Here is a 12,924-nt window from a genome sequence, read left to right as displayed (position 1 = left end):
ACTACATCAAGGCGGGGCTTCTTGGGCCTTGTCGGAGGCGGCGCGGCCGTCGCCGCTCTTGCGGCTTGCTCGACCGGGGGCGGTGGCGGTGGGGCAAGCGCCAGCTTGAAGTTCTGGAACATGCCCTGGGGAACTCCGGCGTTCAACACGCTCGACAGCAAGATCACCCTTGGCTACAAACCGGAGTCGGGGCTTCCTGCGGCGACATATCAGGCGATCCAGTGGGCAAACTTCAACCAGACCTTCTCGTCTGCCCTCGCATCGAAGACCGGGCCGGCCATCTCCTCGGGCGGCGGAACCCAGGCTTTCCAGTTCGCTAAACAAGGCTTCATCGCTCCCGCGGACGGCCTCATCGAGAGCTGGAAATCCAATGGCATCTACGATGACTTCCTCCCTGGAGTCCTCGACACGATGAAGACCGACGCCGGATACGTCGCCGTTCCGTACAACCTTGACATGCGGGTGAATTGGTACAACAAGGAGCTACTCGAAAAGGCGGGCGCGACTCCTCCCACCGACTGGCAGTCCTACCTTGACGCCGCAGCCGCTCTCAAGAAGATCGACGTGTACGGGTTCGCGGCCAACGGCAACGCCAGCGGCGGTAACGCCTTCCAGATGATCGTGGGCCTGATGATCAACAACGGTGGCGGCATCTTCGACGAAGAGCACAAGCCGAACCTGGTGACCGCCGCGAACATCGAAGCTCTCGAGTTCGTGCGCGAGAACATCAGCAAGGGCTACATGGACCCGGCAGCCATCAGCTACACGGCCACGAACGCGAACTCGCAATGGAAGGCCGAGAAGTTCGGCATGGGCTTCGACGTCCCCAACCTCGCGGCAAACGTCGGGGGAGCGGCAGCATCCAAGTTGCTTGTCAGCGATCCGCTCACTAGCGCCAGCGGCAAAAAGGGCGCGCTGTATTTCCCGAACAACATCATGATGTACAAGAACACGCCCAGCCAGAAGGGTTCGGAGGCGTTCATGACCTACTACTACCAGAACATGAAGGCCCTGTGGACCCAGAACACCGGCATCGGGCTTCCGGTTCTGAAATCAATCGCGGCGACCCCGGAATTCCAGTCGGACCCAAACGCAGTCAAGATCGTCAAGATGTGGCAGCCTATCGCCAAGACCTGGGCAGCGCCCGGCGGAACCGCCCTTTTCTCGAACATTTCTTACGTCGACAGCACGCCCGCCATCTCCGACTTCGGCCAGAACGTTCTCTCAGGCAAGGCTCCGAAGGACGCCCTGACGACATTCCAGGCCACGTTGACGTCGCTCATCAAGGACTGATCCATGACATCCACGAGCATCGCCGAGAGCGTCAAACGTGCACGCCGTGGGGTCGGACCGGCCGGGGCGGGACGCAAGCCCGATCCGGCGCCCGCCGGTCGGGCCAGGAAACGGTTTACACCGCGTACCTGGACTCTCATAGCATTCGCAGCACCATCGCTCATCCTCCTCCTGCTCCTCAACGTCTACCCGCTCGTCTATGCCTCGATTCAAGCACTCCATGACGGCACCCTTCTCGACACCGGGCCCTTCGTCGGATTGAAGAATTTCGGCGACGTCCTCGCCCAGCCCTCGTTCTGGTCGGCGACGTCCTTCACCGTCGTCTTCACGATTGTTGGCGTGTTCGGCTCCTGGCTCGTTGGACTCGCGCTGAGCCTGCTGCTTCGCACCCACATCCCTGCCGGCGGGCTGTTCAAGGTACTGCTTCTCCTGCCGTGGATCGTTCCCACCGTGGTCTCCGCGACGTCGTGGAACTGGCTGGTTGCAACACCCCAGAGCCCGCTTCCGGTGATCGCTGAGCGTCTAGGCTTCGGAAACGTGCTCTTCCTGGCAGACCCGGTGCTTGCGCAGGTGGTCGTCTGCCTCTTCAAAGTGTGGATTTCGTTCCCGTTCATGATGATGATGATGTCCTCGGCTCTCTCCTCAGTCGACACGAACGTCTACGAAGCGGCGAAGGTCGACGGGGCGACAGGGTGGCAGTCGTTCCGGCTGATAACACTCCCGCTGATTGCGCGTACGACGTTTGTGTCGTGGATTCTGATGACGATCTTCTGCGTCAACGACTTCCCGACGATCTTCCTGCTCACCGGCGGGGGTCCGGCACATGCGACGACGTCGCTCGTCCTCCTCGCCTACCTCACCGTCTTCCAGAACTTCCAGACCGGGCCGGGCGTCGCCATCGCGTTCCTGATGACGTTCGTCCTCGTGGTGATCTCGGTTGTTCTTTACCGCCAGATCCGAAAGGTCAACGTCGAATGATAACGACCAGTGCTCCCCAAGAAGACGTCCGGACGGGACCCCGGGACAGGAGCGGGACTCCGGCCGGCCGCCAGACCTCACAGGACATCCGCCAGAGAGGCAAGTGGCCCCGCTTCATCTTGATCCTGCTCATGACCGCCGTCGTGCTGGTCCCGATTGTCGCCGTCTTCGGACTCTCGCTGACACCGTCACTCGGCTCCAACGCAGAAGGTCTCACCTTCGAGAACTTCGGGAACATCTTCACGCAGACGGCCGTCCTGACCTGGCTCGGCAACAGCCTTGTCATCACCGCCTTCACGGTCGTTGTCGCCGTCGCGGTCGCGGCTCCCGCCGGTTACGTTCTGTCCAGGGCCCGCAACCGGCTCGTGTCGGGATATTCGCTCATCCTGTTCGTCGTGCAATCCCTGCCTGTCGTCACCTCGGCGATCCCGCTCTTCATCTTGTTCGCGAACCTCGGGTTGGTGGACAGCCTCTTTGGCGTCGTGATCATCTACGTCGGTGCCACGATGTCGGTCGCCATCTGGATGATGGCCGCCTACTACGACTCCATCCCCATCGCCCTCGAAGAAGCCGCCTGGATAGACGGTGCCTCGATCTTCGGTTCGTTCACCCGGATCGTCCTCCGGAACTCCCTGCCGGGTATCCTCTCAACCGCGATCTTCTCGTTTCTCCTGGCCTGGAACGACTACCTCATCGCCGTCGTGTTCCTCCGGTCCGACCCGAACTACACCCTTCCGGTCGGCTTGGAATCCTTCTTCCAGCAGAACGCCACCAACTGGGGCCTCGTCATGGCGGTCGCCGTCGTGATGATGCTCCCGCCGATCATCCTGTTCGCGTTCCTCAACAAGCACTTTTCGGTGGGCGGAATCGGCGGGTCGCTTTCCAGCCGCTGAGAGACGCCCGCAAGAACGCATCAACGAACCATGCCGCATGGCGGCAGCAAGGAAAACATGAGTACCCCTGATCCACGATTCATGACCAAAACCGCACTCGTCGTGCGCGGCGGTTGGGACGGGCACCAACCCGTCGAGGCCACAAACCTCTTCATCCCGTTCCTCGAGGAGCGCGGCTACACGGTGCGCGTGGAGGAATCTCCCGCCGTCTATGCCGACAGCTCCTACATGCCCGCGGTCGACCTCATCGTGCAGTCGAACACGATGACCTCGATCGAGAAGGAAGAATTCGAAGGTCTCAGATCCGCCGTCGAAGCGGGAACGGGACTCGCAGGCTGGCATGGCGGCATCGCCGACTCCTATCGCAACAACTCCGACTATCTGCAGTTGATCGGAGGCCAGTTCGCTGCGCACCCCGGCAAAGCCCCCGAAGAACTGACCGGTGAACAGGCTGACAACTACCGCCTTCACACCATCAACATGAGCGAAGCTGCAGCCTCGCACCCCATCACCGAAGGCATCGTCGACTTCGAGCTGACCACTGAGCAGTACTGGGTACTCCACGACGACTACAACGACGTGCTCGCGACCACCACCCAACCCGTCCGGCCCTGGGATCCGTGGAACCGCGAAATCACCTCACCCGCCATCTGGACCAGGCAGTGGGGCGAGGGCCGCATCTTCGTCTCTACGCCCGGTCACCGCGTAGACATCCTCGAGAACCCGAACGTCAAAACCATCATCGAAAGGGGACTGCTGTGGGCGTCCCGCTAACCGTCGGAATCATCGGCGTCGGAAAGATCAGCGAACAGTACTTCGAAAGCCTCCCGAAGCTGCCCGGTCTCAAGCTCGTCGCTGTCGCAGACATCAACCAAGAACGTGCGCACTCCGTCGCCGCCGAACAGGGCGTCGAAGCCCTGAGTGTCGAAGAGCTCCTCGCCGACGACCGCATCGACTCAATCATCAACCTGACTATCCCCGCAGCGCACGTCGAAGTCGGCACCCGGGCGCTCCGCGCCGGCAAGCACGTCTTTGCCGAGAAGCCCCTTGCGTTGTCCCCGGAAGACGCCCTCCCCATGCTGGAGCTCGCCGACTCTTTGGGGCTACGAGTCGGGAGCGCGCCCGATACCGTCCTCGGCACCGGCGTCCAAACGGCCCTGCAGTTGCTCAACGAAGGTGCCATCGGCACACCGGTCGCGGCGCAGGTTCACTGGTCCGCACCCGGACACGAACGCTGGCACCCGTCACCACTGTTCTACTACGAACCCGGAGGCGGCCCGCTATTCGATATGGGTCCCTACTACCTGACCAGCCTCGTCATGTTCTTCGGACCGGTTGTCCGCGTATCGGGAGTGGCCACTCGGTCCAACCGTGCGCGAACCGTCGAGACCGGACCGCTGGCCGGCACGCCGATTCCCGTCGAGATCGACACCCATGTCAGCGCGATCCTCGAACATGCGAACGGGGTGATCACCACAATCACGGTCAGCTTCGAAGTCTGGGCCACCCGGACTCCGCTCTTCGAGATCTACGGCACGGATGGCACCATCGCCGTCCCCGACCCGAACCGATTCTCAGACCCCGTCGAATTGATGACCCGGGAAGAACCGGAACGGCGCGAGGCGCCAACCTCTGCTGGCTATGAGGATGCCGGGCGAGGTTATGGTCTCGCAGACATGGCCAGGGCGATCGAGACAAACCGCCCACATCGCGCCTCCGGGCGGGTAGCGTTCCACATCCTCGAGGTTATGGATGCCATCACACGCGCGAGCCGGGAGCATCGGGTCATTGACGTCGACAGCACGGTCGACAGGCCGGACGTTGTGCCGTTTGGTGCGGCACCCGACACCTGGTAGGCGCAAACTCACCGGCACTACACTGGGATCACCGGGCCGAGGCAAAGTGACCGGCTCTCGAGGGAGGTCCGTGATGGCAGGTCCATTGCTCGAGACCAAACTTCACGTTCCCGGGCCACGGAGCGCCCTCGTGGCCCGCCCCAGGCTGATCAGCCGTCTGGGCCAGGCCGATGAGCAAACGCTGATCCTCATTTCAGCTCCCGCCGGCTTCGGGAAAACAACGGTGCTGGCCGAGTGGCTGGCAGATTCGCCCGCCACTGGCCGATCGCACGCCTGGCTCTCACTCGACCAACGGGACAACGATCCCGTGCTCTTCTGGACCTACCTTGTGGCTGCCCTGGACAAGGCGTCTACCGGAATCGGCGCCAGAGCACTCGCTGCACTCCGGTCCACGCAATCGAGCACTGAAGACTTCCTGACCACCCTGATCAACGAGTTACAGGGTGGTCAGGACAGGTTTACGTTGGTGCTCGACGATTACCATGTCATCGACAATCAGGGCGTGCAGGAGGCTCTGGCCTTTCTCGTAGAGAACCTGCCCGCGCAGCTGCGACTGGTCATCGCGAGCCGTGCCGATCCAGCCTTGCCGCTCCCGCGACTCAGGGCACGCGGCAGGCTCCTCGAGATCCGTGCCGCCGATCTCCGCTTCACCCTGGAGGAAGCTGGCACCTACTTCAACGCCGTGATGGGACTGGGTCTCACCGCGCAGGATATCGCCGCCCTCGAAGGGCGGGCGGAGGGCTGGATCGCCGCGCTCCAATTGGCGGCGCTCTCGATGCAGGGAAGGGGCGACGTTGCCGGCTTCATCGCGGGTTTCGCAGGTGATGACCGGTACGTCGTCGATTACCTCGCGGAAGAGGTACTCCAGCGCCAGCCCGACGACGTCCGGAATTTCTTGCTGCGAACCTCCATCCTGAACCGGCTCAACGGTCAACTTTGCGACGCTGTGACCGGCCAAAACACCGGAAAAGCAATGCTCGAGGCGCTCGATCGGGGGAACCTGTTCGTGGTTCCGCTCGACGACCGACGCTGGTGGTACCGCTATCACCACCTCTTCGCCGACGTGCTGCGGGCGCGTCTCATGGACGAGCAGCCAGGCCGCATTCACGAACTGCACGAGCGCGCGAGCCTCTGGCACGAACAAAACGGCGACATTCCGGAAGCTGTCCGCCACGCAATGGCCGCCCAGGACTTCGAGCGGGCCGCGGACCTGATAGAGCACGCGATCGCTGCCCTGCGCAAGGACCGCCAGGAAGCCACGCTGAGCCGTTGGCTCGAAGCGCTCCCCGGCGAACTCATACACGCGCGGCCCGGGCTGGGCGTCGCCTACGCGGGGGCGCTCCTCGCGAGCGGCGAGCTCACCGGTGTCGACGCCCGCCTCGAGGAGGCAGAACATTGGGTAGGTACGACGGCGGAAGGCCGCGACGGCGGCAACCTCACCAGTTCGATCGCGATCTACCGTGCCGCGCAGGCGCTTGCAAGCGGGGACACCGCCGGGGCAACGACGCACGCGGCTACCGCGCTCGGCCTTGTCGGGAAGGACGATCATCTTGGGCGCGGAGCAGCATCCGGGCTCTTGGCGATCGGTCACTGGACGAATGGCGAACTGGAGGTAGCGCACCGCCTGTGGTCCGATTCCTATTCCAACCTTGAAAGGGCCGGGCACCACTCGGACATGCTCGGTTGCTCCATCGCTTTGGCCGACATCCGGATTACCCAAGGCAGGCTCCGCGACGCAATGGCCATCTATCAGCGGGGTCTTGAGCTCGCGGGAAGGCACCCGGCGCAAACGCTCCGGGGAACGGCCGACATGCACATAGGAATGAGCATGCTCCTTCTTGAACGCGGCGAACTTGACGCCGCAAGGGAGCACCTCCTGGCCAACCAGAGGCTCGGCGAGGACGCCGCGTTGCCCCAAAACCCATATCGCTCGCGGGTCGCGATGGCTCGGGTCCTCCAAGCGGAAGGGGACGTGGACGGCGCGCTTGAACAACTCGACGAGGCAGAGCGCCTGTACGTCGGCGACTTCTTTCCCGCGGTACGTCCGGTCCCGGCCGTGCGGGCGCGGATTTGGATCTCGCACGGAAGGACGTCCGACGCTTTCCGCTGGGCGCGCGAGCATGGCATTTCCGCCGAAGATGAGCTCTCCTACTTGCACGAGTTCGAGCACATCACCCTGGCCAGGGCACTCCTCGCCCAGGACAGGGCGGAGCCGTCGGAGGACCCTGCTGGACACGTCGCCGCCCTGATTGACCGCCTCCTTCGGGCCGCGGAAGAGGGCGGCAGGACGGGGACCGTCGTCGAGCTTCTGGCGCTTTTGGCACTTGCCTACCGGAAAGAAGCGGACGACGGCGGGGCGCTGGCAGCGCTGCGACGCGCGGTAGCGCTCGCAGAACCAGAGGGCTACGTTTCAGTGTTCGTCGACGAGGGTGAGGCGATGGCGAACTTGTTGAATGCGCTCGTGAAGCGGGGAAGGGCACCAGACTACGTAGGCCGGCTCTTGGAGTTGTTCGGGACCGAAACGCGCAGCACCCCGGCACGGCAACGCTTGATCGAGCCCCTAAGTGATCGTGAGCTGCACGTGCTTCGGCTTCTTTCCTCGGAGCTGGGCGGCCCGGAGATCGCGCGCGAGTTGCTCGTTTCCCTGAACACCCTCCGGACACACACCAAGAACATCTACGCCAAGCTCGGCGCGAATAGCCGCCGCGCGGCCGTCCAGCGGGCCGAGGAGCTGGAGCTCCTGCCGCGAAAAGATCACCACATCAATCACCAGGTGTGGTGATCCCCGCTCACCACATCTCCTTCTACCTTCGAAGCATCAAAGAAGTCATCCGCAGAGGCGGCTGAACTCCACAAAGGCAGAAGGAGGGGCGATGAACGCGAGATCGGTAGGCCGGGAAGACACTCCGGCCGAGTATGAAATCCGCGTCAAAGGCCATCTTGATTCCCGCTGGGCCGCTTGGTTCGAAGGACTGAGCGTCACCAACGAACACGACGGGACCGCCGTCATCCGCACCCGGACCGTAGACCAGGCCGCGCTCCACGGTCTGCTGCAAAAGCTCCGCGACTTGGCGCTACCGCTCCTGGCAATCACCCAAACCGGAACCACGCAAACCAGCCGGCCGGCGTCGAACGCCCGCATCTTCATCCCCAAGAAGGACCACACCATGAAAACCACCACCCAAACCCCGACAACTGATCGTGGCCGAATGGACCCCCTGCGGAAGACCGCGATGGTCGCAGGCATCCTGTACATCGTGACGTTCGTCAGCTCGATCCCGGCGCTTTTCCTGATTTCTCCCGTCCTGAACGATCCGCACTACATCACGGGCCCGGGTGCCGACTCGACCGTTATCTTTGGCTGCTTCCTCGATCTCGTCAACGCGGTTTCCGCGGTGGGCACCGCCGTCGCGCTGTTTCCTGTGGTCAAACGGCAGAACGAGGGCATTGCGCTGGGCTTCGTCACCGCCCGGATGTTTGAAGCGGCGGTCATTGTGATCGGCGTCGTCAGTCTTCTTGCCGTTGTCACTTTGCGCCAGAACGGCGGCGCGGACCCTGCCTTGGTTCCCGTGGGCCAAGCCCTCGTGGCGGTCCGCGGCTGGACGTTCATTCTCGGCCCGAGCCTGGTTCCGGGCGTGAGCGGGCTGCTGCTCGGGTACCTGATGTACCGTTCGGGGCTCGTGCCGCGCATCATTCCCCTCCTTGGACTGATCGGCGGACCGCTGCTCCTTTCGTCGACGCTCTCAACGATGTTCGGTATCAACCAAGGGATCTCGGTGTGGTCGGGACTCGCAACCTTGCCGATCTTCGTTTGGGAGTTGTCGCTGGGCATCTGGATGGCGGTCAAGGGCTTCCGGCCCTCGCCCATCACCACGGGGCAGGTGCGCGCAGCCTGAGGGCTATGCGGGCTTTGGGCGGGCGCGTACGTGCATCCGCTCGCCCTGCTGTCCAAACAAGCTGATGAATTCGACGGGTTTCCCGTCGGCGCTGGCGAACCAGTGCGGCGTGCGGGTGTCGAATTCCGCGGCTTCTCCTGCGCGGAGTTCAAAGTCGTTGTCGCCCAGCACCAGGCGCAGCCGTCCGTTGAGGATGTAAAGCCATTCGTAGCCTTCGTGAACTCGCGGATCGGGCTCGGACCCACGGGCATCACCTGCGAGCACCATCTTGAAGGCCTGCAAACCGCCCGGCCGGCGCGTGAGAGGAACGGCCGTCATGCCGCCATGGGTGATCGGCCGCAGATGAATTCTCGGATCCCCGGTGGGCGGGGCGCCGACCAGATCATCAAGAGGAACGCCGTACAACCTTGCCAAGGGCAGCAGAATTTCGAGGTTTGGCCTGCGTTGGCCGGATTCCAGGCGGGACAGGGTGCTTACCGACACTCCGGATGCAGAGGACACCTCTCCGAGGGTGAGATCCCGTTCCGTGCGGAGTGCCCTAAGCCGGGGCCCGACAGCCCCGAGAACATCATCAAGCTCATTTGCCATACCCATAGTTTGCCATAACGGCAAAAGAGTTTGCCAGATTTCCCACGCGAGATGAAAGCTTGTCTAAGCACCCAAGGACGCTGGCTGCGGACTTTCAGGACACCATGAAGGGCGAATCAGTATGGACACCACACGGCATGACGTCGTAATTATCGGGGGCGGCACTGCGGGACTGAGCGCGGCCACGACGCTGAGCCGCGCGCTTCGCTCGGTGCTGGTGATCGATTCCGGAACACCACGCAATGCACCTGCGGCGGGTGTGCATGGCTATCTTTCACGGGACGGCATGAACCCCCGGGAACTCCTGTCGATCGGACGCAACGAAGTGCTCTCCTACGAAGGAACTGTCATTGACGCCGAGGCCGTTTCGGCACGGCGCACTACCGACGGATTCGAGGTGACGCTCAGTGATACCCGCCGGTTTTCGTGCAGGCGCCTTCTGGTCACCACTGGCCTGACGGACGGGCTGCCTCCCATCGACGGCCTGCGGGAGCAATGGGGGAAGGGCGTTGTGCACTGCCCCTATTGCCATGGCTGGGAAATCCGCGGGAAAAGGATCGGCGTGCTGGGTACCGGAGCAATGTCCGTCCATCAGGCACTGTTGTTCAGGCAGTGGTCCCCTGATATCACCCTTTTCCTCAATGACACCGTGGAACCCACCGAGGAAGAGTGGGACAAGCTCAGTGCCCGGTCCGTAACAGTCGTCGACGGCGCCGTGGCCTCAGTGGACGCTGTCAACGGGGTCCTCACGGGTCTCACGCTCCGCCAGGGTTCCTCATTCGACATACAGGCCGTGGCTGTCGGTACACGGATGGAGGCCAGGTCCGCGCTGCTGGAATCACTCGGACTAAGTACCCAGGTGCACCCCATGGGGGTGGGGCGGTTTATCGAGACCGATGCTACTGGTGCGACGGCTGTCAAGGGCGTGTATGCAGCGGGCAATGTCTCCAATGTGATGGCCCAAGTGATCACCGCGGCGTCCGAGGGCGTCATGACCGGCGCACGGATCAACGCCGATTTGATAGAAGAGGAAACCCGGTGGGCCGTTGAGGGGCGGTTCGGCCCCTTCTCGGCGGCCTCGGAAGCCGCTGTATCTACCACTGTGCTGGGTCACGTCGATCACCTTCGCCTGGCACCGGGCGTCAGTTCGTGGGCTCCGTAGCTGTGGGTCCTTCTCTCTGTTTTAGGCTTCGGGGATGACCATGGCGAAGCGTTCCTCGCGGGCTTCGTCCGGGTCCGGGCCGCTGCGGTTGCCGGTGTCGAGCGCGTCGATGGCGGCGAGTTCGGCGGCACTAAGTTCGAAGTCAAAAACATCGAAGTTTTCGGCGATGCGTGCCGGGTTGGTCGATTTCGGGATGGCTGAGCGGCCTTGCTGGAGGTGCCACCGGAGCATGACCTGGGCCGGACTCTTGCCGTGCGTCCGTGCGATGGTGGCGATTGCCGGGTCTTGCATGACGTTCCGCCGCTCCTGGCCTCCCCATCCTGGGTAGAAGGTGATCCCTCCGATGGGCGACCAGGCCTGGGTGATGACACCATGTTCGGCGTCAGCGGCTTGGACGTCCGGCTGGGTGAAGTACGGGTGGAGTTCGATCTGGTTCACGGCCGGGACGACGCCGGTCGAGTCGAGCAGTTGCGTCAGGTGGTGGGGCATGAAGTTGCTGACGCCGATCGCCCGCACGCGCCCGTCGGCAAGCAGGGTTTCCAGTGCCTTGTATGCGGCGATGGTCTTCTCGAACCGGTCGGGTGCGGGCTGGTGCAGGATGAGCAAGTCCAGGTAGTCGACGCCGAGCTTGCCCGTCGCTTTGTCCCAGGCATGCAGGGACCGGTCGTAGCCATAGTCACTGACCCAGACCTTGGTCTCGATGAAGACCTCTGCCCGATCCAGGCCCGAGCGGCGGATGCCTTCGCCGACTTCCCGTTCGTTGCCGTACGCGGCGGCGGTGTCGATGTGCCGGTAGCCGGTGGCCAGCGCGGCCTCGACTGCCGCCGTCGTTTGCTCCGGGGCGCTTTGAAAGACGCCCAGGCCCAGGGCTGGCATTGTGACGCCGTTGTTGAGAGTAAGTTCCATGTCCATGCCTTTCACGGTATTCAGGTGTGCGCGGATGTGGGAGGGCACGTCAGTACCCCCTTTGAAACGGGTGGTCCGGAAATTCAGCGCGCGGCTTCGAGTTGCGGCGCCGGCGCAACTTCCCGGCGGGCCCCGGCGCGGCTGGCGGCCAGGTCCGCGGGAAGGATGAGGGCCGCTGTAACGGCCAGGGCGAGGAACAGGAGAATGCTGCCTGTCGTGAGGGCGGCGCCGACCTGGGCGGCCAGGTGCGCCACGGCGGAACTCGTGGTCGGTACCGTCGCCGCGGCAGCGACTGCGATTCCAAGCCCCAGGCAAGTGCCGACCTGGTGGAAGGTGTTCACCAGGCCTGATGCGGCGCCGGCGTCGGACGCGGGGGCTCCGATGATGCCGAACGAGGTCAGGGGCGCAAACGCGAGCCCCTGTCCCGCGCCGATGAGGACCATCGGCAGGGCAACCCCGGTCAGGTACGCGGAGTCGACACCGACCCGGCTGAGCCAGAACATCCCGGCAAGAGTGATCAGGATGCCGGCCACGAGCGGGATGGAACCCGGCAACTTGCCCATGAGCCGCGGGATGCCCATCGCGACGGCGAAGTTCACCGCCGTCATGGGGAGGAAACCGAGGCCAGCCTGCAGCGGGTCGAAGGCGAGCACTTCCTGCAGGAACTGCGTGGTGAAGAAGAAGAACCCGATCATCGCGCCCAAGTACAGGAAGCGCGCCACATAGGCGCCGGTTCGGCGGCGGCTCGCGAACAGCCGCAGCGGCATGATCGGCTGGGCCGCCCTACGCTCGATCAGCACGAACACGACCAGGAGCACGACGCCGGCGCTGACGGCCGTGACCGTGACCGGCGAGCTCCAGCCGGCGTCGACCGTGTTGATGATGCCGAACACGAGAGCGCCGACACCGAGGGTGGCGCTGAGCGCGCCGAAGGCGTCGAAGCGGCCGCGGGCCCGGCCTGATTCCGGGATGAACCGCGGCGCGAGTGCGATCATCGCGGCGCCGATAGGTACATTGACGAAGAATCCAGCCCGCCAGGAGATCCAGTGTGCCAGCGCCCCGCCGATGACCAGCCCCAGGCTGGCGCCTATCCCTGCGGTGGCACCGTACAACGCAACGGCCCGGGTGCGTTCACGGCCTTCCGGGAAGCTCGCGGTGAGCAGGGAGCCGCAGCTCCGCCTGCAGGCTCGGCAGGGCAGTGAAGATGACCGAGTTGTCCAGCAGGATCATGAAGTAGCTGAGGAGGATGATCGCCAGGATCGCTCCCGGATGGGAGGCTGTTGCGGGTTCAGGTTTCATGCTCTCCATCCAACCGTGATTACATACGGACCGGGAGTCACGGCCGTTCAGGG

At 63.7% G+C, this 12,924-nt stretch carries 12 protein-coding genes; 8 read left to right on the top strand and 4 right to left on the bottom strand.

Features of this window, described 5'->3' with window-relative positions; translation table 11 throughout:
- The first annotated feature begins 21 nt into the window (after positions 1-21).
- From AC1DJB_RS04955 to AC1DJB_RS04925, 7 genes are all read left to right on the top strand, one after another.
- The gene (locus AC1DJB_RS04955; RefSeq protein WP_307053744.1) at positions 22-1,293 is read left to right on the top strand and encodes an ABC transporter substrate-binding protein; all 1,272 of its coding nucleotides are present in this window, start codon (positions 22-24) and stop codon (positions 1,291-1,293) included.
- 3 nt (positions 1,294-1,296) lie between these two features.
- Positions 1,297-2,271: a carbohydrate ABC transporter permease gene (locus AC1DJB_RS04950; protein ID WP_441437524.1), complete on the top strand. Its 975-nt coding sequence runs from the start codon at positions 1,297-1,299 to the stop codon at positions 2,269-2,271.
- Positions 2,268-3,164 (top strand): carbohydrate ABC transporter permease, encoded by an 897-nt coding sequence (locus tag AC1DJB_RS04945; RefSeq protein WP_059388967.1) that lies wholly within the window; start codon positions 2,268-2,270, stop codon positions 3,162-3,164. The genes AC1DJB_RS04950 and AC1DJB_RS04945 overlap by 4 nt, the downstream gene beginning before the upstream one ends.
- A 57-nt stretch (positions 3,165-3,221) precedes the next feature.
- Entirely contained in the window at positions 3,222-3,938 is a 717-nt protein-coding gene (locus tag AC1DJB_RS04940; protein ID WP_441437523.1) for a ThuA domain-containing protein, read from the top strand.
- Entirely contained in the window at positions 3,923-5,020 is a 1,098-nt protein-coding gene (locus tag AC1DJB_RS04935; RefSeq protein ID WP_332602296.1) for a Gfo/Idh/MocA family protein, read from the top strand. Before AC1DJB_RS04940 ends, AC1DJB_RS04935 begins: the two co-directional genes overlap by 16 nt.
- Before the next feature lie 73 nt (positions 5,021-5,093).
- Positions 5,094-7,802: a winged helix-turn-helix domain-containing protein gene (locus AC1DJB_RS04930; protein ID WP_441437522.1), complete on the top strand. Its 2,709-nt coding sequence runs from the start codon at positions 5,094-5,096 to the stop codon at positions 7,800-7,802.
- A 91-nt stretch (positions 7,803-7,893) separates the two neighbouring features.
- Positions 7,894-8,916 carry a DUF4386 domain-containing protein gene (locus tag AC1DJB_RS04925; RefSeq protein WP_441437521.1) on the top strand — a complete coding sequence of 341 codons (1,023 nt, stop codon included), beginning with the start codon at positions 7,894-7,896 and terminating at the stop codon, positions 8,914-8,916.
- A 3-nt stretch (positions 8,917-8,919) separates the two neighbouring features.
- On the opposite strand, the gene AC1DJB_RS04920 is transcribed toward AC1DJB_RS04925, so the two are convergent.
- On the bottom strand, positions 8,920-9,504 hold the full coding sequence (locus AC1DJB_RS04920) for a helix-turn-helix domain-containing protein (protein WP_059388964.1): 585 nt from the start codon (positions 9,502-9,504) through the stop codon (positions 8,920-8,922).
- A 121-nt stretch (positions 9,505-9,625) separates the two neighbouring features.
- Here AC1DJB_RS04920 and AC1DJB_RS04915 point away from each other — a divergent pair, with 121 nt between their 5' ends.
- Positions 9,626-10,666, top strand: a complete 1,041-nt coding sequence (locus AC1DJB_RS04915) for an NAD(P)/FAD-dependent oxidoreductase (RefSeq protein WP_441437520.1) — start codon at positions 9,626-9,628, stop codon at positions 10,664-10,666.
- Positions 10,667-10,687: 21 nt separating this feature from the next.
- On the opposite strand, the gene AC1DJB_RS04910 is transcribed toward AC1DJB_RS04915, so the two are convergent.
- The 3 genes from AC1DJB_RS04910 to AC1DJB_RS04900 all read right to left on the bottom strand — a co-directional run bounded on the left by AC1DJB_RS04910 (position 10,688) and on the right by AC1DJB_RS04900 (position 12,871).
- Positions 10,688-11,572: an aldo/keto reductase gene (locus tag AC1DJB_RS04910; RefSeq protein ID WP_332602292.1), complete on the bottom strand. Its 885-nt coding sequence runs from the start codon at positions 11,570-11,572 to the stop codon at positions 10,688-10,690.
- Between the two features lie 83 nt (positions 11,573-11,655).
- On the bottom strand, positions 11,656-12,684 hold the full coding sequence (locus AC1DJB_RS04905; protein ID WP_441437519.1) for an MFS transporter: 1,029 nt from the start codon (positions 12,682-12,684) through the stop codon (positions 11,656-11,658).
- Between the two features lie 19 nt (positions 12,685-12,703).
- On the bottom strand, positions 12,704-12,871 hold the full coding sequence (locus tag AC1DJB_RS04900; RefSeq protein ID WP_441437518.1) for a hypothetical protein: 168 nt from the start codon (positions 12,869-12,871) through the stop codon (positions 12,704-12,706).
- Positions 12,872-12,924: the final 53 nt, after the last annotated feature.

It is taken from the genome of Arthrobacter sp. 01T428 (assembly GCF_056398685.1).
Note: the sequence above shows the minus strand (reverse complement) of the source record. Positions and strands in the feature narration are given on the sequence as shown.